This is a genomic window from Yersinia massiliensis CCUG 53443 (assembly GCF_000312485.1).
Lineage (GTDB): Bacteria > Pseudomonadota > Gammaproteobacteria > Enterobacterales > Enterobacteriaceae > Yersinia > Yersinia massiliensis.
Genome location: NZ_HE997647.1, coordinates 247,907 through 272,134 on the forward strand (window position 1 = coordinate 247,907; position 24,228 = coordinate 272,134).

Genomic DNA, 24,228 nt, shown 5'->3' on the forward strand with positions numbered 1-24,228 from the left:
ACCCAACGTCATTGACGTGGCAGGTCGCCGGTAAGTCAAGGTTTTTGCCACGTCATGTACGATGGGTAGACAAGGAATTCGATATGTTGCCACTCCCTTCGCAATTACAGATTCAGGCGCAGAATGTACAGCAGCGCTTTCATGAGTTACCAACGCCGCAGCGTTTAAGTGATGAAGACATCGCCATCTTGGCGTTGAGTGATTTTGTCAGTGATATGCTACTGATTCACCCTGAATGGCTGGAGGAGTTGCATCAGCAACCACCGCAAGCGCAGGAGTGGCAATATTATCCCCAATGGCTTAGCCAAGTGCTGAGCGAAATCCAAGACGAAGCTGCACTCTTAGCGGCCTTGCGTCTGTTTCGTCGCCGTATCATGGTGCGCATTGCCTGGTCACAGGCGCTGCAAACCAGTACCACGACTGATACCTTGCAGCAACTCAGTTGGTTGGCGGAAACGGTGATTGTTGCCGCCCGTGACTGGCTCTATCAGGCCTGTTGCCGTGAGTTCGGTACGCCCTGCAATAGTGAAGGTGTACCGCAGCCGCTATTGATTCTGGGGATGGGCAAACTCGGCGGTGGCGAACTGAATTTTTCCTCAGATATCGACCTGATTTTTGCCTATCCCGAAAATGGTCAAACGCAAGGCGGGCGGCGGCAGTTGGACAACGCCCAATTCTTTACCCGCTTAGGCCAACGGTTGATCAAGGCACTCGATCAACAAACCATTGATGGTTTCGTCTATCGAGTGGATATGCGTCTGCGCCCATTTGGTGATAGCGGCCCTTTAGTGTTGAGCTTTGCAGCACTGGAGGATTATTACCAAGAACAGGGCCGCGATTGGGAACGCTATGCGATGGTTAAGGCTCGTCTGATGGGCGGTGCAGAAGATCACTACAGTCAGGAGCTGCGCCAGACTTTGCGGCCATTTGTGTTCCGTCGCTATATCGATTTCAGCGTGATTCAATCGCTACGCAACATGAAAGGAATGATCGCGCGTGAAGTGCGCCGGCGTGGCTTGAAAGACAATATTAAGCTAGGGGCGGGCGGCATTCGTGAAATCGAGTTTATCACGCAAGTTTTCCAACTGATCCGTGGTGGCCGTGAACCTCGGCTGCAACAGCGAGCCTTATTGCCTACGTTACAGGCTGTCGCGGAACTAGGGTTACTGCCCGAGCAGCAAGTTGCGGATCTGAGTGGTAGCTATCTGTTTTTGCGCCGCCTTGAAAATCTGTTGCAAGCCATTGCTGATGAACAAACCCAGACATTACCCAGCGATACACTGAATCAGGCCCGATTGGCTTGGGGTATGGGATATGCGGATTGGGCGGCAATGAGTGCTGCGCTGGAACAGCATATGCAAGCGGTACGTTGGGTATTTGATGACTTGATTGGCGATGATACCCCTGATATTGGCGAAGATCCCCGTCATGGTTTGTTCAAAAGTTTATGGCAGGATGCGCTGGAAGAGTGTGACTTAGCGCCACTGACGCCGCATCTGGATGAAGCCGCTCGTCGCCAGTTACTGACCACCATCAATGACTTCCGTCGTGATGTGGATAAACGCACCATTGGCCCACGTGGCCGTGAAGTGCTGGATCAGCTTATGCCGCGATTGTTTGCTGAAATTTGCCCGCGTCCAGATGCCAATATTGCGCTGAGCCGCCTGATTCAACTGCTGCTGAGCATTCTCACCCGCACCACGTATTTGGAACTGCTGGTGGAGTACCATGCGGCGTTAAAACACGTTATCCGACTGTGTTCAGCCTCGCCAATGGTCGCTAGCCAGTTAGCTCGTTACCCGCTGTTATTGGATGAGTTGCTCGATCCACAATCGTTCTATCAACCGCTCGAGCCGGGCGCGTATCGCGATGAGTTACGTCAATATTTGCTGCGCGTGCCAGAAGACGACGAAGAGCAACAACTCGAGGCATTGCGCCAGTTTAAGCAGGCACAGCAGTTACGAATTGCCGCTGGTGATATCACCGAGGCACTGCCTGTGATGAAAGTGAGTGATCACTTAACTTATCTGGCAGAAGCCATCATTGATGCGGTTATCCAGCAAGCATGGAACCAAATGGTGGTGCGCTATGGTCAGCCAAGCCACCTATCGCAGCAAGAAGGCCGTGGTTTTGCCGTCATCGGCTATGGCAAATTGGGTGGATGGGAACTGGGCTATAGCTCGGATTTGGATCTGGTGTTCCTGCTCGATTGCCCGTTGGACGTCATGACTGACGGTGAGCGCAGTATCGATGGCCGCCAGTTCTATTTGCGTTTGGCTCAGCGAGTCATGCACTTATTCAGCACCCGCACCTCATCTGGCATTTTGTATGAAGTCGATGTCAGGCTGAGGCCATCAGGTGAGGCGGGTATGCTGGTCAGTACGGTCGAGGCTTTTGCTGATTATCAGCAAAATGAGGCTTGGACTTGGGAACATCAAGCACTGGTGCGCGCCCGTATCGTGTATGGCGATCATTCATTGCAGCAACAGTTTGATACTATCCGCCAGCAAATATTGTGTCGTCATCGTGACTGTCCACTCTTGCAGCAAGAAGTGCGAGAAATGCGCGAAAAAATGCGCAACCACCTCGGCAGCAAACAACGCGATGTCTTTGATATCAAAACCGATGAAGGTGGGATCACTGATATTGAATTTATCGCGCAATATCTGGTGTTACGTTATGCCGCCAGTGAGCCACGTTTAACCCGTTGGTCAGATAATGTGCGCATTTTTGAACTGATGGCCAACTACGACATTATGCCGCAGGAAGAAGCGACCGCGCTGACGTGTGCCTACGTCACCATGCGAGATGAAATCCATCATTTGGCCTTGCAGGAGCAATCCAGTAAGGTCGCGGCTGACTGTTTTGCCGCCGAGAGGGAACAGGTTACGGCTAGTTGGCATAAATGGCTGGTATCAACGCCTGTTGATGCATAAGTCATGGTGATTAATGGTATGGAATATGTCTGTGATATTATTCGATACCTTACAATGAACATAATCCTTACATTGAAAATATTATTGGAGCGAAGGATGGGTGATTTCGGGGTTAATAACAGCTCACATTGGGGGGCAAACGTATGAAAGTCACGCTGCCTGATTTTCGTCGCGCCGGAGTCTTAGTCGTGGGCGATGTCATGTTAGACCGTTACTGGTATGGACCTACCAGCCGCATTTCACCGGAAGCGCCGGTTCCTGTTGTCAAAGTTGATACCATCGAAGAACGCCCAGGCGGTGCCGCGAACGTGGCGATGAACATTGCTTCCTTGGGCGCAATATCCCGCTTGGTGGGTTTAACCGGCATCGACGATGCGGCGCGTGCCTTGACCAACAAACTGAATGAAGTTCAGGTGCGCTGTGATTTTGTCTCGGTTCCCACCCATCCGACTATCACCAAACTGCGTGTTCTTTCCCGTAATCAACAACTGATTCGCTTGGATTTTGAAGAAGGTTTTGGTGGCGTTGACCCCCAGCCGATTTTCGAGCGCATCCAACAAGCGCTTCCACAAATTGGTGCGCTGGTCCTGTCCGATTACGCTAAAGGGGCATTGAGCAGCGTACAACCGATGATTCAACTGGCGCGCAAAGCAAAAGTACCGGTGCTTATCGATCCTAAAGGCAGCGATTTTGAACGTTATCGTGGTGCAACACTGTTGACACCTAACCTGTCCGAATTTGAAGCCGTCGTCGGTCACTGCAAAGATGAAGAAGAATTGGTCACTCGCGGCATGAAATTAGTGGCCGATTTTGACCTTTCTGCCTTGCTGGTGACGCGTTCCGAACAAGGGATGACCTTGCTACAACTGGGCAAGCCACCGCTACATTTGCCTACTCAGGCCCAAGAAGTGTTCGATGTGACGGGTGCCGGTGACACGGTGATTGGTGTGCTGGCAGCGGCTTTGGCGGCGGGTAATACCCTCGAAGAGTCATGCTTCCTCGCGAATGCGGCGGCAGGTGTGGTGGTTGGGAAGCTGGGTACGTCAACGGTTTCTCCGATTGAGCTAGAAAATGCCATTCGTGGCCGAGCTGAAACCGGTTTCGGTGTAATGAATGAGCAGCAACTGAAAAAAGCCGTTGCACAAGCCCGCCAGCGTGGCGAAAAAGTGGTGATGACCAACGGTATTTTCGACATCCTCCATGCTGGTCATGTTTCGTATTTGGCCAATGCCCGCAAATTAGGCGATCGCTTGATCGTTGCCGTGAACAGTGATGCTTCGACCAAACGATTGAAAGGCGAAAAACGCCCAGTGAATCCGTTAGATCAGCGCATGATCGTGTTAGGTGCGTTAGAAGCTGTCGACTGGGTTGTGCCGTTTGAAGAAGATACCCCTCAGCGATTAATCGCCGATATCTTGCCAGATTTGCTGGTCAAAGGTGGCGATTACAAACCCGATGAAATTGCAGGCAGTGCCGAAGTTTGGGCCGCCGGTGGTGACGTGAAGGTGTTGAACTTTGAGGATGGTGTTTCTACGACGAATATTATTCAGTCGATCAAGAATGGTCGCGGCTAAATACCCGTCGTCCTTGGCGCTGCAGCGTTGTTAGCGGCACTCACGCACCCGAATCACTTACTAGTGTAAGCTCATCGGGTACGCCTACTGGCAACGCCAATGGATCTGGGTAGAGAATAAAATGAGTGGACTCAAACAGGAGTTAAGCCTCGCACAGGGCGTCGGGTTGTTGTCCACCTCGCTGCTGGGAACAGGTGTCTTTGCCGTCCCTGCACTGGCAGCAATGCTCGCGGGCGATGACAGCCTATGGGCTTGGCCGGTACTGATTGTGCTGGTTTTCCCGATTGCTATTGCCTTTGCTGCTTTGGGGCGTCACTTCCCCAGCGCGGGTGGTGCCGCTCACTTCGTGACTATGGCTTTTGGGCCGAAATTAGGCAAAGTTACTGGCTGGCTATTCTTGTCCGTCATCCCCGTAGGACTCCCTGCGGCTTTACAGATTGCCGCAGGTTTCTGGCAGGCAACCTTTGGTTGGCGTGATAGCGAACTGCTGATGGTGCAACTGGTGACTTTACTGGCCATATGGTTGCTCGGCACGCGCAGTGCAGGCTCAAGTGCCAATGTACAAACCTTGATTGCACTATTGGTCATCGCCCTCGTGGTGGCTATTTGGTGGCAAGGAGAGATTCATCCATCCCAAATCCCTTGGCCATCACCGCAAGATATATCCCCGCCGAATATGTTCAATGCACTTGCCGTGATGTTCTGGTGCTTCGTCGGGCTAGAAGCGTTTGCGCATCTGGCGACAGAATTCCGTCATCCTGAACGTGATTTTCCTCGGGCGCTAATCGTAGGGCTATTGGTCGCGGGTGCGGTTTACTGGGGATGCACTGTGGCCGTGCTGCATTTTCATGCCTATGGTGAAGAACAAGCGGCTGCGGCCTCATTACCTGGCATTGTGGTGCAACTGTTTGGGGAACATGCGCTGTGGATTGCCTGCATTATTGGCTATTTAGCCTGCTTTGCTAGCGTCAATATTTATACTCAAAGCTTTGCTCGCATGGTGTGGTCACAAGCTCAGGTGCGACCACAAAGTAAGTTGGCGCAGCTTTCTGCCGGTCAAACTCCCGTCTATGCATTAACGGCCGTTGTGGGTAGTTGCTTAGTGTTCGCCTTGCTGATTTATTGGTTGGCGCTACCTTTGGATTTACTGATTGTTTATGCCAACGGTATTTTCGTGTTGATTTACTTGTTGTGCATGCTGGCAGGTATTCGTTTATTGAGTGGGCGCTCGCGCGTGATGTCGATGATTGGCAGTATTCTATGTTGTGTATTGCTGGTGATGATTGGTTGGAAAAGCTTATACGCGTTACTGATGTTTGTTCTGCTATGGGCTGGGATATCTCGAATGCCGAAAGCGATACTGCCATCGTAAATAGACTTATTGCTAGTCTAATGCCCCCTTTTAAGTTCAAGAACACAATAAAATCAGGGTGCTACATGAGCACCCTGAAGAGTAATAACGCCTTCGCATAATGATTTTTCACATCACTCGGCAGCTTTGTTCTCACTGTTGTTTTCATCGGTCGGATTTTCAATCGCAGCAGGCGCGCTATTGAATTTAGCTTCCAATTGACCCAGACGTTGCTCGAGTAAGGCCAGTTTTTCTCTGGTGCGCAGCAACACTTGAGTTTGCACGTCGAACTCTTCACGGTTGACCAAATCCAGTCGGGTTAACTGCGCTTGTAGCACCAGCCGGATTTTCTTTTCGACGTCGTCCCCGAATTCGCGAATACCTTTCGGCATAGACTCATGCACCTGGCGGGCGATTTGTTCAATTTTTTTCGGGTCAATCATGATATTTCCCTAATTAGAGGTGTAGTGACTCCCTCTAGTGTAATGCCAGATTAAGATTGTATAAACCTCCACACATCTACATTTTGGTAATTGCTCCGAAGAATCAATAGCGCTATAGTCATACACTTATTCTCAGGGCGGGGTGTAAGTCCCCACCGGCGGTAAATTGTGTTGCGGCGTATCAACGTCGTGGTGCAAAAGCCCGCGAGCGCTCACCTTGCTTCTCTTATCAAAGAAAGTCGGGTAGAGGTCAGCAGATCCGGTGTAATTCCGGGGCCGACGGTTATAGTCCGGATGGGAGAGATTAACGGTATCTGCTGGTTTTATGCACGTTTTAGGTTTCAAGAAACAATTCACACAGTCGCTTGAAAACTGTCGGGTATAGATCACCTGCCTTATTTCAGCTATTTCTCTATCTATAAGATTTTATAGATAAAAGAATGGCCTGTTACTCCTCAAGACCGCCCTGATTCTGGTAATCCATAATATTAATGAGGTTTTTTTTACCATGAATCAGACTCTTCTTTCAGATTTTGGCACGCCTTTCGAGCGTGTAGAACGTGCTATCGACGCTTTGCGTAATGGCCGTGGCGTAATGGTATTGGATGATGAAAGTCGTGAAAACGAAGGCGATATCGTTTTTGCTGCTGAAGCCATGACAGTGGAACAAATGGCGCTCACCATTCGTCACGGTAGCGGCATCGTGTGTCTGTGTATCACGGATGAACACCGTCAAAAGCTAGAATTACCGATGATGGTCACCAACAATACTAGCCAGTTCCAAACCGGTTTTACCGTGACAATTGAAGCGGCAGAAGGCGTTACCACTGGCGTTTCCGCGGCAGATCGTTTAACCACGATCCGTGCAGCAATTGCCGATAATGCAAAACCAAGCGACCTTAACCGCCCGGGCCATGTATTCCCACTGCGCGGCCAATCAGGCGGCGTTTTATCCCGCCGTGGTCACACCGAAGCTTCAATTGATTTGGCTATCTTGGCAGGTTACAAACCAGCGGGTGTGCTGTGTGAGCTGACCAATGATGATGGCAGCATGGCTCATGCGCCAGAAGTGATCGAGTTCGCCAAGTTGCATAATATGCCTGTTGTCACGATTGATGATCTGGTGGCGTATCGCCAATCTCGCTAGAAGATAGCCAACTGATTTAGTTTGGTTGCTATTGAATATTGGCTGCTAAAGTTGAGCATTAAACACCGGGTTACCTCTCGTTTTCTGAAAAGACAGTGACCCGGTGATGTTCTACTTTAATCCCCGTAATCTCTCGCTATAACAGTGTATTAATCGGTCTTTTACCCCACTCAGTTTCCCATTCAAAATTATTGAACATCATCATCATGGTTATCCGGCTGTGAAATAGAATAAAAGCGCGTAATGTGTTGCTCATGGTTTAAGCACACTTTTCTATTTAATCGTAAGGATTCTCTATGAACACTCCTCGTATGCCTGCACTGTTTCTCGGCCACGGTAGCCCGATGAACGTGCTGGAAGAAAACAGTCACACTCTGGCATGGCGTACGTTGGGTGAGACATTACCGCGTCCTAAGGCCATCCTAGCGATCTCTGCCCACTGGTATACCCGTGGAACTGCGGTAACTGCTATGGCGAAACCTCGGACCATCCATGATTTTGGTGGCTTCCCGCAAGCGCTGTTTGATACCGAGTATCCGGCGCCAGGCTCGCCTGAGCTAGCAGCGCAAGTCCAACAACTGCTGGCGCCAATCCCTGTACGGGCGGATACCAGCGAATGGGGATTGGATCATGGTAGCTGGGGAGTCTTGATCAAAATGTATCCTGAGGCGGATATTCCCGTCGTGCAGCTGAGTATCGATGGCACTCAACCGGCAGAGTATCACTATGAGTTAGGCCGTAAATTGGCAGTATTGCGCGATCAAGGTGTGATGATTGTTGCCAGCGGCAACGTGGTGCACAACTTGCGGATGGTGAGATGGCAGGGGGAAAGTGATCCCTATCCTTGGGCCGAATCTTTCAATCAGTTTGTGCGGGATAATTTGAGCTATCAGGGTGAGAATCATCCATTAATTAACTTTATGCAGCACGAAGGCGCGGCCTTATCTAACCCAACACCTGAACACTATTTACCCCTGCTTTACGTGCTGGGGAGTTGGGATGGCAAAGAGGCGATTTCGATTCCTACCGATGGGATCGAAATGGGATCATTGAGTATGTTGTCGGTACTGGTTAACTAGCAAAAAGCACCAGTAGTTGAGATTAGGAATTAGAAACAAAAAGGGAAGGCCATATGACCTTCCCTTATCAATGCGCCAACTTATCCCAGAATGATATGGGGATAAAAACGCGACAGATCTTGGGTGATCAATTCGCGATCTTCACGCAAACCAATACCACATGGTTGGTCATTCACTAGCCAGCTACCAATCAACGTATAGCTGTCACCGAATTTAGGCAACGGATGGAATTGCTGTACAATCATGCCTTCTTCACCATACGGCCCATCAACTCGCGCGACTTCTTTACCATTCTCCACTATCTGGATATTGGCACCTTCCCGCGAGAATAGCGGCTTGGTGACATAATGATCCATTGCAGGATGATCGTCTTCAGCAAAATAAGCGGGTAACAGATTAGGGTGATTTGGGAACATCTCCCAGAGCAAAGGAAGCAAAGCTTTGTTGGAGATAATACTTTTCCAAGCGGGTTCCAGCCAGCGCACGCCAGCATCTTCCAGTTTGGTGGAGAACATTTCGCGGAACATAAATTCCCACGGATAGAGCTTGAACAAATTACTGATGACTTGGTTATCGAGGTCAGTAAATTGCCCTTTTTCTCCAAGGCCGATCTCTTCCATAAACATGAATTCAGTCGGCAGGCCCGCTTCCAATGCGCAATCTTGCAGATATTGCACCGTACCGCGATCTTCTTCGCTGTCCTGACAACAAGCCAGATGCAGCAAGCTAAAACCGTGGTTTTCACGCAGATCAACAAAACGCTCAATCAGCTTCTCTTGCATGCTGTTGTATTGATCAGAATCTTGGCTCAAATTGCCTGCATTGATCTGATCTTCCAACCATAACCATTGGAAAAAGGCAGCTTCATACAGTGATGTCGGCGTGTCTGCGTTGTTCTCCAGCAATTTTGCTGGATTGACGCCGTCATAGGCCAGATCAAGGCGAGAATAGAGTGACGGTTGTTGGGTTCGCCAAGAGCTACGGACAAAATCCCAGCAGTGCTTTGGAATACGGAATTTAGCCATCAGTTGATCGCTATTGATGACTTTCTCAACCACTTGCAGGCACATTTGATGCAACTCTGCCGTGGTCTCTTCCAGCTCTTCAATTTGCGCTAGCGTGAACTCGTAATAAGCATCTTCACACCAGTACGGCTCGCCATACATGGTGTGAAAACGGAAACCAAATTCAGTGGCTTTTTCGCGCCAATCTGGGCGTTCGCTAATCGCTAAACGTTTCATTAATCAGACCTTAGCCACCCATGCTGCGAGTGCTGGTTTTAGATGACGTTGCGGCGCTACGTTGCATGGTGGACTGTTTAGCGACCGATTCGCCAAAACCGCCACGAGTGATGGTATTGGTCACTGCTGGCTTAGGTGCCATTGCAGTACGCGGCACAGTCATGGTGCGGCCAGTGGTCGCTGAACCAAAGTTTTTACCAGTGGAGTCAACAAATTTGCCATTCGCTGGGCTATTCGGTGCTTTAGAGGTGAACAGTGGCTGACTTGCGCCGCCGCCCATCATCCGACCCATCATATAACCGGCCATCAATGGCATCCACATACCGCCGCTCTGCTGTGGTGCTGCCGCAGTTGTTTCGCTGGTCGATGATGAAGAGGTTGGCACCATACCCGCTTGCGCAGGGGCCTGAGTACACTGAGACTCGCCAAATTCTGCAATGCAGTCTTCACGGGTTGCATATTTTGGTGCTGTCTTAGCTGCTTCCTGCAAAGCAGTATTATAAGCAGTTGTACATTCCGCACTCTTAGACGGATTCGCCTGAGAGCAATCATCCGCATTTTGGTACAAAGAGACGGTTTCATCGGTCTTTTCGCAGCCGGCCAGCATAAATACAGCGCTGACAGCTAAAGCTACCGGCGCAAGGCGATAACTGCGCCAAGATTTACGGAAAGTCTCTTGATTGATGTTTTGAGTCCGTTTCATCGTTAATTATCTCATTTCCGGGCATTCGAAGCCCTTTCCCAGTAAGTGTCCCTAGGATAGGGGAAACGTGTATAAAATTAAAGCGCGAGGGCCGGTCAGCAACAGACTTTACAAAGCTATACGAAATGGTGCGAGTAGCCTCGCTTTTTTCATTGACGAAAAATGCTTGGGTGTGCACGAGAAGGGGGACTGAAAATGAGCCGGATGCAGCCTAATACTGCACCCGGAGAGCCTAACTAAACGACGAATTAGTTACTGAATGGATTGCCGTTACGTGTCGCGGACGTCTGGCTGGCAGGGGTAGCGCGCGGTGTCGATTGCGTGTTACCACCATCAGCGTAGGCATTTTGATTCGCATTATCGGGTGCCAAAGCGGTGGCTGAAGTTGGGACCGGTTTATCCAGCACCCCATTCAGTTCCATCAGATCATTCATATTCAGCGTACCGAGTGCAGATTGGATAGTTAGCTGATTAATCAGATAATTATAACGCGCATCAGCCAACTGTTGCTTGGACTGATACAGGTTAGTGGTGGCAGTTAACACATCCAGAATCGTACGTGTCCCCACTTGATAGCCTGCTTCCATGGCATCCAATGAGCTTTGGTTAGAAATAACCACTTGCTCATAAGCTTTAATGCTGCTGATGGAGGCCGAAATATTGTTGAAGGAGGAGCGGACTGTCTGCACAACACTACGATGGGCGCTTTCCAACTGTTCACTGGCACCGACAAAATTATACTGTGCTTGTTTCACGGCTGAATTAGTCGCACCACCGCTGTAAAGTGGCAAGCTCAATTGCACGCCAATTTGGTTCTGGCCCGCATCATTATTGACTTGTTGAGTGCTCGGTGTGCCGCCACTGTAACGGGTATTGGTTACTGAGGAGGATGCGGTCAAATTAACAGTTGGCATGTAGCCTGTTTCAGCCGATTTAATTTGCTCACGAGCTAAATCTTGAGTCAAACGAGCAGAAAGTAAAGAAAGGTTACGTTTTTCTGCATCTTTCAACAGGTTAGCAACAGCTTCAGGACGCTGTGTCTTCAAGCGGCTAACATTCAGTGACGCCAATTCAGGATAATAAACGCCAGTAATCTGACGCAGATTTTCTAGCGCGTTATCCAGATTATTGCGCGCCGTGACTTCAGCTGCTAAAACGGTATCGTAGCTGGCACGGGCGTTCTGGACATCAGTGATTGCCACTAAACCCACGTTAAAACGCTGAGTGGTTTGGTCTAACTGGCGATAAACCGATTGTTTCTGTGCTTCGGTATAAGACAGGCTATCAATGGCTCTTAGCACGTTGAAATAGGCTGTTGCCGTATTCAGAATCAAGGATTGTTCGCTGGTTTGGAACGTGACATCCTGAATGCCCGCTGTTTTTTCCTGTAACGTCAACGCGCGCCATTTGGACATATCAAAAATGGTTTGTGTCAGTTGCAGGGAGCCTGAGGTGGCGTTGCTATCTGGATTGTCAGAGGCATCGCGGAAACCATTAGTATGGCTGTAACCTGCACCCAAACCGAGTTGTGGTAACAATGGACTGCGTGCTTCATTAATTTTTTCATATGCAGCATCGCGGTCAGCCGCCGATTTGCGTAAATCTGGGTTACTATCCCTGGCTTGCTTATAAACTTGCAGCAAGTTTTCTGCCTGGCTCATGGTACTGAAACCAGCCAGACTCAGCCCGATAAGAAGGGGGAGCAGTTTCTTCATTTGCAGTCCTTGTTGTGCAGCAGTTGTGCGGCAATATTACTATGGTAGCTGTCGATAGACGAATTGTTGCCGATTCTATCAGAGTCTGCCAATGGGATAAGGTGGCCGATTGTGCCATCTCGCCTTAATTTACTTAAATCTATCACAAAGCTACATATGTGTTCAGTCAACTAATCGGTATCAGGGTATGTTTGTCAAACAATCTTTATCAAACTGTCTTTTTAGGCCGCTAATCTGAGTAAGGAAATCAGTCTATGTCATCTGCCAAGCCCTCACCGGTGACTTTCGACAAGCACGACGTGGAAATTATTGCACGTGAAACTCTATACAGTGGTTTTTTTTCACTTAATTTATACCGTTTTCGCCACCGTTTATTTAATGGCGAAATGAGTGGAGAAGTTAAGCGCGAAATTTTTGAGCGCGGTCATGCTGCGGTGTTACTTCCTTATGATCCCGTGCGTGATGAAGTGGTGTTGGTTGAGCAATTACGGATTGCTGCCATTGACACCAGCCCATCGCCTTGGTTATTAGAAATGGTTGCAGGGATGATCGAAGAGGGCGAAACCGTAGAGGAAGTCGCACGTCGCGAAGCCGAAGAAGAAGCGGGCATTCACATTGGGCGCTGTAAACCCGTGCTCAGTTACTTGGCCAGCCCTGGCGGTACCAGCGAGCGTTTATCGATCATGGTTGGTGAGGTTGATGCGACGACCGCTAGCGGGATTCATGGGTTAGCCGATGAAAATGAAGATATCCGAGTACATGTGGTGAGTCGCGAACAGGCTTGTCGTTGGGTTGAAGAAGGTGCTATTGATAACGCAGCCTCAATCATTGCATTACAATGGCTGGCGTTGCACCACCGCTCGCTAAGAGCAGAATGGCAGTCGTAAAGAGAAAGTGAGCATAAGAATGATAAAACGCTATACACCTGATTTCCCTGAAATGATGCGGCTATGCGAAATCAACTACGCACAATTACGTCGTTTGATACCGCGGAATGATGAAGTGGGTGAAAATATCGCTTATCAGGTTAATGGCGTGAGTTATCGGCTGACAATTATTGAGTCAACCCGCTACACTTCGCTGGTAGAGATTGTGCAAACTGAGCCTGCTGTTAATCAGTGGAGCCTGCCATCGATGGTTGTGAGGCTTTATCATGATGCGCAGGTCGCGGAAGTGTGTGCCAGTCAGCAGATCTCTCGCTTCAAAGCAAGTTATGATTATCCGAATAAAAAGTTGCATCAACGGGACGAAAAGCATCAAATTAACCAGTTTCTAGCTGACTGGTTGCGCTATTGTTTGGCGCATGGAGCTGTGGCAGTTCCGGTTTGTTAGACAGACTTATCGCCTTGCCTACCGAACGTAAATATCCGTGATAACGGGGTAGAAAAGGGTGCAAAAACAAGGACACCATTTGGAAAGCCTGTTTAAACTGCCTATGGCGAGTGGGGCCAAGGTCAGAATTTTACAAATAACAGATACCCACCTTTTTGCAGGTGAACATGAGACATTGCTGGGTGTAAATACATCTCGCAGTTATCGCGCAGTACTGGATGCGATTATTGCAGAGCAGCACCCATTTGATCTTATTGTTGCCACGGGTGATTTGGCTCAGGACCATTCTGTTGCCGCCTATCAGAATTTTGCGAAGGGTATCGCGCGTTTACCTGCACCTTGCTTATGGCTACCGGGGAATCACGATTTCCAGCCTGCGATGGTTGATGCACTGGCAGATGCAGGAATTGCACCTTCAAAGCAAGTTCTCGTGGGTGATAACTGGCAAATTCTGTTATTGGATAGTCAGGTCTTTGGCGTTCCTTATGGTGAACTTAGCGACTATCAGTTGGCATGGATGGAACGTTGTCTGGTGGCATACCCAGAACGATATACACTGATTTTATTGCATCACCATCCTATGCCATCCGGTTGTACTTGGCTTGATCAGCACAGCTTGCGTAATGCGCATATGCTGGCGGCCGTTTTGACTCGTTATCCGCGAGTGACGACTTTATTGTGCGGTCATATCCATCAAGACTTGGATCTCGATTGGTATGGCAAACGTCTACTGGCTAGCCCCTCAACTTGCGTACAGTTCAAACCGCACTGTACTAATTTCACTATTGATACTGTGGCCCCGGGATGGCGCTACCTCGATTTACTGCCTAATGGAATACTTGAAACTGAGGTTCGTCGGTTAGCCAGTGATGAGTTCAGCCCGGACATGGACGCGGACGGTTATTGATGAGCACCCTGTTATATATTCATGGTTTTAATAGCTCCCCCAGCTCGGCGAAAGCAACGACCTTCAAAAGTTGGTTGCAGATACACCATCCTCATATTGAGATGCTGACACCGCAGCTACCGCCTTATCCTGCTGAAGCGGCAGAAATGTTAGAAAACATCGTGATGGATAAAGCTGGGCAGTCTATTGGTATCGTTGGCTCTTCCTTAGGTGGGTATTTTGCGACTTGGCTTTCTCAGCGTTTCAGCATCCCTGCTGTGCTCGTCAACCCAGCCGTGCGGCCATTTGAACTACTCAATGATTACTTAGGCGAAAATGAGAACCCCTACACAGGGCAACAATATGTGTTAGAGTCTCGGCATATTTATGACCTGAAGGCCATGCAGATTGAAACGTTGGAATCACCGGATTTACTCTGGTTATTGCAACAGACAGGGGACGAAATCCTCGATTACCGTCAAGCGGTGGCCTATTACACCCCTTGTCGGCAGACCGTCGAATCAGGTGGGAATCATGCCTTTATTGGTTTTGATCACTTTTTCTCCCCGATCGTAACGTTTTTAGGGCTAGCGACCGCCTAAAGCCTTCCAACCCTTAGCCGAATATTAATCAAACCATGACTGAATCCAGCTATAACGCTGATGCCATTGAAGTACTCAGCGGTTTAGAACCAGTGCGTCGTCGTCCGGGAATGTACACGGATACCACGCGGCCAAACCACCTTGGTCAAGAGGTGATTGATAACAGCGTTGATGAAGCGTTGGCAGGCCACGCTCGTCGCATTGATGTTATTTTGCATGCCGACCAATCATTGGAAGTTATCGATGATGGCCGTGGTATGCCTGTCGATATCCATCCTGAAGAGGGTGTTCCCGCCGTTGAACTGATTTTATGTCGTTTACATGCGGGTGGTAAATTCTCCAATAAGAACTATCAGTTCTCGGGTGGTTTGCATGGTGTAGGTATTTCGGTTGTGAATGCCTTATCCACACGTGTTGAAGTGACGGTGCGCCGTGATAGCCAGATTTACAGCATCGCCTTTGAGAATGGCGACAAAGTGCAGGATTTACAGGTTATCGGCACCTGCGGTAAACGCAATACCGGTACGAGCGTGCATTTCTGGCCAGATGTCTCTTTCTTCGATAGCCCACGTTTCTCCGTTTCTCGTTTATCCCATTTGCTAAAAGCAAAAGCCGTGTTGTGCCCTGGCGTGGAAATCATCTTTAAAGATTTGGTGAATAACACAGAGCAACGCTGGTGCTATGCCGATGGATTGACTGATTACCTGATGGAAGCGGTAAATGGCCTGATCACCTTGCCAGAGGTGCCTTTTGTCGGCTCTTTTGCCGGGGACACGGAAGCCATTGATTGGGCGCTATTATGGTTACCTGAAGGTGGTGAACTGCTGACTGAAAGCTACGTTAACCTGATCCCCACGATGCAGGGTGGTACGCACGTTAATGGTTTGCGTCAGGGCTTACTTGATGCCATGCGCGATTTCTGCGAATACCGCAATATTCTGCCACGTGGCGTCAAACTCTCAGCGGATGATATCTGGGAACGCTGCGCCTATGTGTTGTCAGTTAAAATGCAGGACCCACAATTTGCGGGTCAGACGAAAGAGCGACTCTCCTCACGTCAATGCGCCGCATTTGTGTCCGGCGTCGTAAAAGATGCTTTTAGTTTGTGGCTGAATCAAAACGTACAGGCAGCAGAACAGCTAGCTGAACTGGCGATTTCCAGTGCACAACGTCGGATGCGCGCAGCAAAAAAAGTGGTGCGTAAAAAGCTGACCAGTGGCCCAGCCTTGCCCGGCAAACTCGCAGATTGTACTTCGCAAGATTTGAGTATGACTGAGCTATTTTTGGTGGAAGGGGATTCCGCAGGCGGCTCAGCTAAACAAGCTCGCGATCGAGAGTATCAGGCGATCATGCCGCTTAAAGGCAAGATCCTCAATACGTGGGAAGTATCCTCGGATGAAGTACTGGCTTCGCAGGAAGTCCATGATATTTCAGTGGCGATCGGTATTGATCCCGACAGCGATGATCTGAGCCAACTCCGTTACGGGAAGATTTGTATCCTGGCGGATGCGGACTCCGATGGTTTGCATATCGCCACTTTGCTTTGCGCATTGTTTGTTCGCCACTTCCGCACGTTAGTACGTAATGGTCACGTTTATGTGGCGATGCCGCCGTTGTATCGTATCGATTTAGGCAAAGAAGTATTCTATGCCTTGGACGAAGAAGAAAAAGCGGGTGTGTTGGATCAACTAAAGCGTAAACGCGGTAAGCCTAACGTTCAGCGATTCAAAGGGTTGGGTGAGATGAATCCATTGCAGTTACGGGAAACCACTCTCGATCCGAATACTCGCCGCTTGGTACAATTGACCATCGGTGACGATGATGTTGATAAGACCATGGCAATGATGGATATGCTGTTGGCGAAGAAACGCTCCGAAGACCGCCGCAATTGGCTGCAAGAGAAAGGGGATACCGCTGAAATCGAGGTGTGATCGATGAAAGTGACCTTAGAAGAGTTGCAGGCTTTCACCTCGGTGGTTGACTGCGGCTCGATTACGGCAGCCGCAGAGCAGCGTAACCAAACCACATCGGGTATCAGCCGTGCTTTAAGCCGGCTGGAAAAGAAACTGGCCACTACGCTGCTGCGCCGCACCACCCGACGCTTGGAGTTGACTGAAGAAGGTGAGTTATTCCTCAGTCATGCGCGGCAGATTATTGGTGCGGTAGATGATGCTGAAGAGCAGATTGCGCTGCGTCGATTACAGCCAGCGGGACGGCTGCGGGTGAATGCAGCCGCTCCGTTTATGCAACATGTGATTGTGCCGATGGTCACCGGATTTCGTACGTTATACCCGCAAATTATTCTCGAATTGAATACTGACGATCTTAATATCGATCTTCTTGAACAGCGCACCGATATTGCGATCCGTATCGGCGCGTTGCGTGACTCGACGATCCATGCCCGCTTGCTCGGAGCCAGTCGAGTACGTATCCTCGCCAGCCCTGATTATCTCGAACGCCACGGTACACCACACAGTATCGACGACTTAGCAAACCACAGTTTGTTGGGGTTCACGCAACCTGAATCTCTCAATCAGTGGTCATTGCCCCATTTGCCGACAGGACGAACCTCAATCATCCCGAATCTAGCTGCCTCCAGTGGTGAAACTCTGCGTTTATTAGCCTTGCAAGGGGAAGGGATCGTTGAGTTATCTGATTTTATGACCCGAGAGGATCAGCGGGCAGGGCGTTTAGTTGAAGTCATGCCCGACAAAATTTTGGAAACTTGGCAGCCTATCAACGCTGTTTATTATCGCAATACGCAGCTTGCGGCACGGATCATGTGTTTTCTAGATTATGTGAGTGAGCAGATTCAGTTGCGGGGGCGTGATTGGCTCAAAGATCCCCTTCGCCCCTGACGCCGCAGCGTTGTTAGCGGCACTCGCGCACCCGAATCACTGACTTGAGTCAGCTCATCGGGATTTACTCGTTTGCTGCCTAGCTGCAACGCCAATGGCTTTGGGGATCCCTTTTCATTCTTGACGCCGCAGCGTTGTTAGCGGCACTCGCGCACCCGAATCACTGACTTGAGTCAGCTCATCGGGATTTACTCGTTTGCTGCCTAGCTGCAACGCCAATGGCTTTGGGGTGAGGCGTTACGCATTATCCAGAATATGAATATTCACATCCAACACATCATCTTTGGTGACTTCATGATGCTGCTGCATATGTTGCGTTTGTAAATGCAACTCCAAATGGTGAACGCTTTGCCACTTCTCTAACATGAAAATAGAATCAGGCGACTTCTTCTGCCAGTCGAGCTTAGTCGGAACATCAACCATTGGCCGGTAAGCACTACAACCGTCTTCCGCTAATACTGAAGGGAGAAGCTTCCCAATGGCCTGCAATACGGCCTCACGACGCCCTGGTTTAACTTTTATTTCTGCAAAAACAGTAATCATTGCTGCCTCAAATGACCTATTGGTAAGAATTTAAGCAGTCTGGCCGTTAAAATGCTCAGCCAAATGCTGATGGTAACGACGAATATCCCCTTCAATATCAGGTTGTTTCATCACGTCATTACACATAAATGTTGGTAATGACTCCATGCCAAGGAATTGGTTTGCTTTATGGAAATGCAGATACACGCCATCAACCCCGACGCCCTCAAAAAACTGTGAAGGATCGGTAAAGGCTTCAACAGGTGCATTCCAGGTTACTGAAAGCATGTATTTTTTACCTTGAATCAAACCACCAGAGCCGTAGCCTTTGGTCACATCGGAGCGGGTACGACCATCACTTTGATACAAACGTCCATGACCAAAGGTAAAGACTTCATCAATGTATTTTTTCAAAATCCATGGCTCACCCATCCACCAAGCTGGCATCTGGTAAATGACCGTATCAGCCCACAGGTAATTTTCAATTTCACTTTCAATATCATAACCTTGGTCAACTGTAGTGACTTTAACCCGATGACCACTTTCCTGCAAAAAGTCGGCGGCTACATTAGTGAGAGTGAGATTAAGCGCGCCTTTGGAGTGCGCAAATTCTTTCATTGCGTTAATAATTAATACGTTACTCATTGGGATAATCCTTGTATAGCTAGGAACCGATAGCGCAGATAAATAGATGGCTCGGAATAGTGAGTATGCTAATGGGTACCTGACCAGAGAAAAATGTACAATTATGCATAACACTGTTGCTCATTTAGCAACAAAAGCGATGTATTAAGGCTGTTTCGTTTCTTTATTGAGTTCGACAGTGTGGAAATTGACTCTGTTGAAGGGGAAAGATTGAGATTCTCTGCGGATTGTGACAGTCACCCTGCAGATGAGGTACTATCGCGGGCAGAATTCGACAATAAACTTGCGGTGCCGATCCGCTGACGCCCAGTGATCGCCATTCCAGAGTCTGAGGATATTTGAGTAATGAGTGATTTGACTCATGACGGTGCAGAACGCTTACCGCTGCACACCTTTACTGAAAACGCCTATCTGAACTATTCCATGTACGTCATCATGGATCGGGCGTTGCCATTTATCGGCGATGGTTTGAAACCCGTCCAGCGGCGCATTGTTTATGCGATGTCTGAACTGGGGCTAAGCAATAGCGCGAAATTCAAAAAGTCTGCCCGTACTGTAGGTGACGTGCTGGGTAAATACCATCCTCATGGTGACAGTGCTTGTTATGAGGCGATGGTCCTGATGGCGCAGCCATTCTCTTACCGCTATCCGCTGGTGGATGGGCAAGGGAACTGGGGGGCACCGGATGATCCTAAGTCCTTTGCGGCGATGCGTTATACCGAATCTCGTCTGTCCAAATATGCCGAAGTTTTGTTGAGTGAGTTAGGCCAAGGTACGGTTGATTGGGTGCCGAACTTCGACGGCACCATGCAGGAGCCGAAAATGCTGCCTGCACGCTTGCCGAACATTTTGCTCAACGGCACCACAGGTATTGCTGTCGGGATGGCAACCGATATTCCACCTCATAACGTACGTGAAGTTGCTCAGGCGGTGATCGCACTTATCGATAAACCTGCGACGTCGCTCGAAGAATTGCTGGAATTCGTGCAAGGGCCAGATTTCCCAACGGAAGCTGAGATCATCACGCCGCGTAATGAAATTCGTAAAATTTACGAGAATGGCCGTGGCTCTGTACGCATGCGGGCATTGTGGAAGAAAGAAGACGGTAGCGCGGTCATTACTGCATTACCGCATCAGGTTTCCGGTGCCAAAGTGCTGGAACAAATTGCCAGCCAGATGCGTGCTAAGAAATTGCCGATGGTCGAAGATTTGCGTGATGAATCTGACCATGAAAACCCTACTCGCTTGGTTATTGTTCCACGTACCAACCGAGTCGATCTGGATCAAGTGATGCACCACCTGTTCGCCACGACAGATCTGGAAAGAAGCTACCGTATCAATATGAATATGATCGGTTTGGATCATCGCCCATCAGTCAAAGGGCTGTTGGAGATCCTCACCGAGTGGCTGGTCTTCCGTCGCCAAACTGTGCGTAACCGATTGAATTACCGTTTGGAAAAGGTACTGAAGCGGCTGCATATTTTAGAAGGTTTATTGATTGCCTTCTTAAACATTGATGAAGTTATTCATATCATCCGCACCGAAGATGAACCGAAACCGTTGCTGATGCAGCATTTTGGTATCTCTGAGACGCAGGCTGAAGCGATCCTCGAACTGAAACTTCGCCATTTAGCCAAACTGGAAGAGATGAAGATTCGTGGTGAGCAGGATGAACTGGCTAAAGAACGTGATCAATTGCAGGCATTGTTAGCATCAGAACGTAAGCTTAACACTCTGATCAAAAAAGAGATTCAAGCTGATGCTGCGGCCTATGGCGATGAACGTCGTTCGCCATTGACTGAGCGCGCTGAAGCGAAAGCCATGAGCGATCATGACATTGTGCCTTCTGAACCTGTGACCATTGTATTGTCTGAAATGGGCTGGGTGCGCAGTGCGAAAGGCCATGATATTGATCCGAGCGGGCTAAGTTATAAAGCGGGTGATAGTTTCCGTGCTGCTGCTCGTGGCATGAGTAACCAACCCGTGGTGTTTATTGATTCAACTGGCCGTAGTTATGCTTTAGACCCGCTGACATTACCTTCTGCTCGTGGGCAAGGAGAACCGCTGACCGGCAAATTGACGCCACCACCGGGTGCGACCATTGAGCAGGTATTGATGGCTCCGGATGACCAGAAATTGTTAATGGCTTCGGATGCAGGCTATGGTTTTGTTTGCACTTTCAATGATTTGGTTGCTAAAAACCGAGCCGGTAAAACAATGATCACGTTGCCGGAGAATGCTAAGGCACTGCCGCCATTAGAAATTCATGGCCCAGATGATATGTTGTTATCCATCACTGCTGCTGGGCGTATGTTAATGTTCCCTGTTGCTGATTTACCTGAATTATCAAAAGGTAAAGGGAATAAGATCGTATCAATTCCTGGCGCGCAAGCGGCCGCGGGTGAAGATCGTCTGGCGTGGCTATTTGTGTTGCCGCCGCAAACTTCAGTGACACTGCACTTCGGGAAACGTAAATTAACGCTACGACCTGAAGATTTGCAGAAATTCCGTGCTGAACGAGGCCGAAAAGGTTCACCATTGCCTCGAGGGCTGCAACGTATTGATCGTGTTGATATTGATGCACCAGCGCAGGCAGCACCAACAGAGAATGATGCCTAATATCCTAAGTGACTGGAATCTCAGAAAGGGATTAGCGGGTAAAAAGGTATTAGCGAGTAAATGTAACAGGCAACGCGCGCATTTTGCGCGCGTTGTCGCGTAACATGATGATGGCAAGGAATCAGCGCGGTTTTTTGTTGCTAAGCCGTTATACTAGCGTCGATTAGGTGTCTAAGAGTCAGTGTTTAAGAGGTTGTTATGTTATTAATTTTGCGCACGGTACTGGCTGTTTTATATTGTGTTCTGGTGTGTGTGTTTGGTTCTATTTATTGCCTATTTAGGCCGCGTAATCCCCGTAATCTCGCGACGTTTGCCCATCTATTTGGCCGGATGTCTGTGTTGTTTGGCATTACGGTTGAACAGCGCATACCCAAAGAGGCCGCTGATTACGGCACCTGTATTTATATCGCTAACCATCAAAATAATTACGATATGGTTACCATGTCGAATGTGGTTCAGTCCGGTACGGTGACGGTGGGCAAAAAGAGCCTATTATGGGTGCCATTATTTGGTCCACTTTACTGGCTGACCGGAAACCTGCTTATTGATCGCGATAATCGTGCTAAAGCGCATGGCACTATCGCGCAGGTTGTTGAGCAGGTGCAAAAAAGAAATGTCTCTATCTGGATGTTCCCTGAAGGCACTCGCAGCCGTGGCCGCGGGTTATTACCATTTAAGACCGGTGCTTTTCATGCCGCAATAGCTGCGGGGGTACCGATTGTGCCGATTTGTGTCTCAAGTACAAACCACATCAACCTCAATCGTTGGTCCAACGGCAAAGTGATTGTAGAAATCATGCCGCCAGTAGATACCTCAGGTTATGGCAAAGAGCGAGTGCGCGAGCTGTCAGAGCATTGCCGCAATTTAATGTTGGCTAAAATTGAGCAACTCGATGCGGAAATTGCCCAAGAGTCACAACAGGCGGCGACTGAAAAGTAGTCTATTTGTTGCGGCGAGTCAGTGAGTGCGCCTGGCCATAAGATGGAAGTTAGCCTTGATTCAAGCGAATTTTGGTTGAAGTGAAATTTGGGTTTTCATTTAAGCGGCCTTGGCCGTGAGCGTTTTGCCGTGCTTCAGCGTTATTCGCAGTCAGGCAAAATATTGCAGTAGATTTGATTGCGGTTTTCACGGAGAAGATATGTCACTCAGTCGTCGCCAGTTCATTCAGGCCACGGGCTTAGCGCTAGGTGCTGGTTCGTTGCCATTGAGGGCACAGGCTAATAGCACCAAACAACCCTCGCTACCTGTTCCCCCTTTGCTGGAGTCCCGTCGCGGCCAACCGTTGTTTTTGACCTTACAGCGAGCGCACTGGGCATTTAGTGGTGGTCAGAAAGCGGCTGTTTGGGGCATTAACGGCATGTATTTGGGGCCGACCGTCAGGGTTTTCAGTGGCGATGACGTCAAACTCATTTACAGCAATCGTTTGACTGAGCCGGTATCCATGACGATAAGTGGGCTGCAAGTCCCAGGTACGTTAATGGGTGGAGCGTCCCGAATGATTTCTCCTGGTTCAGATTGGTCGCCGGTATTGCCTATAAGGCAAGCGGCGGCAACCCTTTGGTATCATGCCAATACGCCCAACCGCATGGCTCCGCATGTTTATAACGGGCTGGCGGGTATGTGGCTGGTGGAAGATGCCAGTAGCAAAGGGATGCCTTTGCCGAGCCATTACGGTGTTGATGATTTTCCGATTATTATTCAGGATAAGCGGCTAGATAACTTTGGCGTACCGGAATACGACCCGCCCGCTAAAGGGGGATTTGTCGGTGATACGTTGCTGGTTAATGGAGTGCAAAGCCCGTTTGTAGAGGTTTCTCGTGGTTGGGTGCGCTTACGTTTACTTAATGCCTCTAACTCACGCCGTTATACCTTACAACTCAGTGATGGTCGTCCACTCCATGTTGTCGCCAGTGACCAAGGGTTCCTGCCCGCGCCAGTCGCCGTACAGCAACTGTCGTTGGCCCCAGGTGAGCGGCGTGAAGTTGTCATCGATATGTCGCAAGGCAGTGAAGTCTCCATCACTGCGGGCGATTCCGCTGGCATTATGGATCGGCTACGTGGCTTATTTGAGCCTTCCAGTATTTTGATTTCTACCTTGGTTTTGACCTTAAAACCGACGGGCTTGCTGCCATTAGTGACTGATAATCTCCCTATGCGTTTACTCTCTGATCAGATTCTAGATGGCAATGTGGTTCGTTCACGCGAGTTCAGGTTGGGGGATGATTTGCCGGGTATCAATGGCGTTATCTGGGATATGGGGCGCGTTGATGCTCAGGCACAGCAAGGGACTTGGGAACGTTGGACGTTACATGCTGATATGCCACAAGCATTCCATATCCAAGGCGTCTCTTTCTTAGTGAAGAAAGTGAACGGCGCATCTGCGATGGCTGAAGATCGCGGTTGGAAGGATACAGTTTGGGTCGATGGTGATGTGGAGTTGCTGGTGTATTTCAATCAAGTGTCTTCTGAGCACTTCCCGTTCTTGTTCCATAGCCAAACGCTTGAGATGGCAGATCGCGGTTCAGCGGGGCAGTTGGTGACGGTGGCAGCACCGTAGAAAGAATACGCACCTCAA

General features: G+C 49.3%; 20 protein-coding genes and 1 riboswitch. Of the genes, 14 read left to right on the forward strand and 6 right to left on the reverse strand.

The window, feature by feature from the left end; translation table 11 throughout:
* The first annotated feature begins 83 nt into the window (after nucleotides 1–83).
* The 3 genes from glnE (at nucleotide 84) to yjeH (ending at nucleotide 5,882) form a co-directional block, all read left to right on the forward strand.
* Nucleotides 84–2,936 carry a bifunctional [glutamate--ammonia ligase]-adenylyl-L-tyrosine phosphorylase/[glutamate--ammonia-ligase] adenylyltransferase gene (gene glnE / locus BN68_RS17720; protein ID WP_019212513.1) on the forward strand — a complete coding sequence of 951 codons (2,853 nt, stop codon included), beginning with the start codon at nucleotides 84–86 and terminating at the stop codon, nucleotides 2,934–2,936.
* Nucleotides 2,937–3,079: 143 nt separating this feature from the next.
* Nucleotides 3,080–4,510, forward strand: a complete 1,431-nt coding sequence (gene hldE / locus BN68_RS17725) for a bifunctional D-glycero-beta-D-manno-heptose-7-phosphate kinase/D-glycero-beta-D-manno-heptose 1-phosphate adenylyltransferase HldE (protein WP_019212514.1) — start codon at nucleotides 3,080–3,082, stop codon at nucleotides 4,508–4,510.
* Between the two features lie 121 nt (nucleotides 4,511–4,631).
* Nucleotides 4,632–5,882, forward strand: a complete 1,251-nt coding sequence (gene yjeH / locus BN68_RS17730; RefSeq protein WP_019212515.1) for an L-methionine/branched-chain amino acid transporter — start codon at nucleotides 4,632–4,634, stop codon at nucleotides 5,880–5,882.
* 113 nt (nucleotides 5,883–5,995) lie between these two features.
* On the opposite strand, the gene ubiK is transcribed toward yjeH, so the two are convergent.
* Nucleotides 5,996–6,304: a ubiquinone biosynthesis accessory factor UbiK gene (ubiK, locus tag BN68_RS17735; protein WP_019212516.1), complete on the reverse strand. Its 309-nt coding sequence runs from the start codon at nucleotides 6,302–6,304 to the stop codon at nucleotides 5,996–5,998.
* Nucleotides 6,305–6,428: 124 nt separating this feature from the next.
* Nucleotides 6,429–6,614: riboswitch (FMN riboswitch) on the forward strand.
* Between the two features lie 198 nt (nucleotides 6,615–6,812).
* Between ubiK and ribB the strand changes: the two genes are divergently transcribed.
* Nucleotides 6,813–7,451: a 3,4-dihydroxy-2-butanone-4-phosphate synthase gene (gene ribB, locus BN68_RS17740; RefSeq protein ID WP_019212517.1), complete on the forward strand. Its 639-nt coding sequence runs from the start codon at nucleotides 6,813–6,815 to the stop codon at nucleotides 7,449–7,451.
* A gap of 296 nt (nucleotides 7,452–7,747) precedes the next feature.
* Nucleotides 7,748–8,530, forward strand: coding sequence for a 4,5-DOPA-extradiol-dioxygenase (gene ygiD, locus BN68_RS17745; RefSeq protein WP_019212518.1), 783 nt, complete (start codon nucleotides 7,748–7,750; stop codon nucleotides 8,528–8,530).
* Between the two features lie 80 nt (nucleotides 8,531–8,610).
* Here ygiD and BN68_RS17750 read toward each other — a convergent pair whose 3' ends face one another.
* The 3 genes from BN68_RS17750 to tolC all read right to left on the reverse strand — a co-directional run bounded on the left by BN68_RS17750 (nucleotide 8,611) and on the right by tolC (nucleotide 12,189).
* Entirely contained in the window at nucleotides 8,611–9,771 is a 1,161-nt protein-coding gene (locus BN68_RS17750; protein WP_019212519.1) for a glutathionylspermidine synthase family protein, read from the reverse strand.
* Between the two features lie 10 nt (nucleotides 9,772–9,781).
* Nucleotides 9,782–10,474 (reverse strand): DUF1190 family protein, encoded by a 693-nt coding sequence (locus BN68_RS17755; RefSeq protein ID WP_019212520.1) that lies wholly within the window; start codon nucleotides 10,472–10,474, stop codon nucleotides 9,782–9,784.
* Between the two features lie 248 nt (nucleotides 10,475–10,722).
* The gene (tolC, locus tag BN68_RS17760) at nucleotides 10,723–12,189 is read right to left on the reverse strand and encodes an outer membrane channel protein TolC (RefSeq protein ID WP_019212521.1); all 1,467 of its coding nucleotides are present in this window, start codon (nucleotides 12,187–12,189) and stop codon (nucleotides 10,723–10,725) included.
* Between the two features lie 254 nt (nucleotides 12,190–12,443).
* Between tolC and nudF the strand changes: the two genes are divergently transcribed.
* The 6 genes from nudF (at nucleotide 12,444) to BN68_RS17790 (ending at nucleotide 17,867) form a co-directional block, all read left to right on the forward strand.
* Complete coding sequence (gene nudF, locus BN68_RS17765) at nucleotides 12,444–13,076, forward strand: ADP-ribose diphosphatase (RefSeq protein ID WP_019212522.1); 633 nt, start codon at nucleotides 12,444–12,446, stop codon at nucleotides 13,074–13,076.
* Nucleotides 13,077–13,095: 19 nt separating this feature from the next.
* Nucleotides 13,096–13,521, forward strand: a complete 426-nt coding sequence (locus tag BN68_RS17770; RefSeq protein WP_019212523.1) for a DUF1249 family protein — start codon at nucleotides 13,096–13,098, stop codon at nucleotides 13,519–13,521.
* Nucleotides 13,522–13,600: 79 nt separating this feature from the next.
* Nucleotides 13,601–14,428, forward strand: coding sequence for a 3',5'-cyclic-AMP phosphodiesterase (gene cpdA / locus BN68_RS17775; protein WP_042806950.1), 828 nt, complete (start codon nucleotides 13,601–13,603; stop codon nucleotides 14,426–14,428).
* Nucleotides 14,428–15,009 (forward strand): esterase YqiA, encoded by a 582-nt coding sequence (yqiA, locus tag BN68_RS17780; protein ID WP_019212525.1) that lies wholly within the window; start codon nucleotides 14,428–14,430, stop codon nucleotides 15,007–15,009. Before cpdA ends, yqiA begins: the two co-directional genes overlap by 1 nt.
* Before the next feature lie 35 nt (nucleotides 15,010–15,044).
* A complete protein-coding gene (gene parE, locus BN68_RS17785; protein ID WP_019212526.1) occupies nucleotides 15,045–16,940 on the forward strand; it encodes a DNA topoisomerase IV subunit B in 1,896 nt (631 codons plus the stop codon).
* Between the two features lie 3 nt (nucleotides 16,941–16,943).
* Nucleotides 16,944–17,867 (forward strand): LysR family transcriptional regulator, encoded by a 924-nt coding sequence (locus BN68_RS17790; protein ID WP_019212527.1) that lies wholly within the window; start codon nucleotides 16,944–16,946, stop codon nucleotides 17,865–17,867.
* Between the two features lie 237 nt (nucleotides 17,868–18,104).
* On the opposite strand, the gene BN68_RS17795 is transcribed toward BN68_RS17790, so the two are convergent.
* Both BN68_RS17795 and BN68_RS17800 read right to left on the reverse strand, forming a co-directional pair.
* Nucleotides 18,105–18,410, reverse strand: coding sequence for a putative quinol monooxygenase (locus BN68_RS17795; protein WP_019212528.1), 306 nt, complete (start codon nucleotides 18,408–18,410; stop codon nucleotides 18,105–18,107).
* A gap of 30 nt (nucleotides 18,411–18,440) precedes the next feature.
* Nucleotides 18,441–19,034 (reverse strand): NAD(P)H-dependent oxidoreductase, encoded by a 594-nt coding sequence (locus tag BN68_RS17800; RefSeq protein WP_019212529.1) that lies wholly within the window; start codon nucleotides 19,032–19,034, stop codon nucleotides 18,441–18,443.
* Nucleotides 19,035–19,379: 345 nt separating this feature from the next.
* On the opposite strand from BN68_RS17800, the gene parC reads away from it, so the two are divergent.
* The 3 genes from parC to ftsP all read left to right on the forward strand — a co-directional run bounded on the left by parC (nucleotide 19,380) and on the right by ftsP (nucleotide 24,210).
* The gene (gene parC, locus BN68_RS17805) at nucleotides 19,380–21,653 is read left to right on the forward strand and encodes a DNA topoisomerase IV subunit A (protein WP_019212530.1); all 2,274 of its coding nucleotides are present in this window, start codon (nucleotides 19,380–19,382) and stop codon (nucleotides 21,651–21,653) included.
* A 198-nt stretch (nucleotides 21,654–21,851) separates the two neighbouring features.
* Entirely contained in the window at nucleotides 21,852–22,592 is a 741-nt protein-coding gene (locus BN68_RS17810; RefSeq protein WP_019212531.1) for a 1-acylglycerol-3-phosphate O-acyltransferase, read from the forward strand.
* 199 nt (nucleotides 22,593–22,791) lie between these two features.
* Nucleotides 22,792–24,210 carry a cell division protein FtsP gene (gene ftsP / locus BN68_RS17815; RefSeq protein ID WP_019212533.1) on the forward strand — a complete coding sequence of 473 codons (1,419 nt, stop codon included), beginning with the start codon at nucleotides 22,792–22,794 and terminating at the stop codon, nucleotides 24,208–24,210.
* Nucleotides 24,211–24,228 lie beyond the last annotated feature (18 nt).

What these genes read in the sequence shown, in the direction of transcription:
- glnE (WP_019212513.1), top strand. Translation starts at nt 84, where the DNA reads ATGTTGCCACTCCCTTCGCAATTACAGATTCAGGCGCAGAATGTACAG.
- hldE (WP_019212514.1), top strand. Translation starts at nt 3,080, where the DNA reads ATGAAAGTCACGCTGCCTGATTTTCGTCGCGCCGGAGTCTTAGTCGTG.
- yjeH (WP_019212515.1), top strand. Translation starts at nt 4,632, where the DNA reads ATGAGTGGACTCAAACAGGAGTTAAGCCTCGCACAGGGCGTCGGGTTG.
- ubiK (WP_019212516.1), bottom strand. Translation starts at nt 6,304, where the DNA reads ATGATTGACCCGAAAAAAATTGAACAAATCGCCCGCCAGGTGCATGAG.
- ribB (WP_019212517.1), top strand. Translation starts at nt 6,813, where the DNA reads ATGAATCAGACTCTTCTTTCAGATTTTGGCACGCCTTTCGAGCGTGTA.
- ygiD (WP_019212518.1), top strand. Translation starts at nt 7,748, where the DNA reads ATGAACACTCCTCGTATGCCTGCACTGTTTCTCGGCCACGGTAGCCCG.
- BN68_RS17750 (WP_019212519.1), bottom strand. Translation starts at nt 9,771, where the DNA reads ATGAAACGTTTAGCGATTAGCGAACGCCCAGATTGGCGCGAAAAAGCC.
- BN68_RS17755 (WP_019212520.1), bottom strand. Translation starts at nt 10,474, where the DNA reads ATGAAACGGACTCAAAACATCAATCAAGAGACTTTCCGTAAATCTTGG.
- tolC (WP_019212521.1), bottom strand. Translation starts at nt 12,189, where the DNA reads ATGAAGAAACTGCTCCCCCTTCTTATCGGGCTGAGTCTGGCTGGTTTC.
- nudF (WP_019212522.1), top strand. Translation starts at nt 12,444, where the DNA reads ATGTCATCTGCCAAGCCCTCACCGGTGACTTTCGACAAGCACGACGTG.
- BN68_RS17770 (WP_019212523.1), top strand. Translation starts at nt 13,096, where the DNA reads ATGATAAAACGCTATACACCTGATTTCCCTGAAATGATGCGGCTATGC.
- yqiA (WP_019212525.1), top strand. Translation starts at nt 14,428, where the DNA reads ATGAGCACCCTGTTATATATTCATGGTTTTAATAGCTCCCCCAGCTCG.
- parE (WP_019212526.1), top strand. Translation starts at nt 15,045, where the DNA reads ATGACTGAATCCAGCTATAACGCTGATGCCATTGAAGTACTCAGCGGT.
- BN68_RS17790 (WP_019212527.1), top strand. Translation starts at nt 16,944, where the DNA reads ATGAAAGTGACCTTAGAAGAGTTGCAGGCTTTCACCTCGGTGGTTGAC.
- BN68_RS17795 (WP_019212528.1), bottom strand. Translation starts at nt 18,410, where the DNA reads ATGATTACTGTTTTTGCAGAAATAAAAGTTAAACCAGGGCGTCGTGAG.
- BN68_RS17800 (WP_019212529.1), bottom strand. Translation starts at nt 19,034, where the DNA reads ATGAGTAACGTATTAATTATTAACGCAATGAAAGAATTTGCGCACTCC.
- parC (WP_019212530.1), top strand. Translation starts at nt 19,380, where the DNA reads ATGAGTGATTTGACTCATGACGGTGCAGAACGCTTACCGCTGCACACC.
- BN68_RS17810 (WP_019212531.1), top strand. Translation starts at nt 21,852, where the DNA reads ATGTTATTAATTTTGCGCACGGTACTGGCTGTTTTATATTGTGTTCTG.
- ftsP (WP_019212533.1), top strand. Translation starts at nt 22,792, where the DNA reads ATGTCACTCAGTCGTCGCCAGTTCATTCAGGCCACGGGCTTAGCGCTA.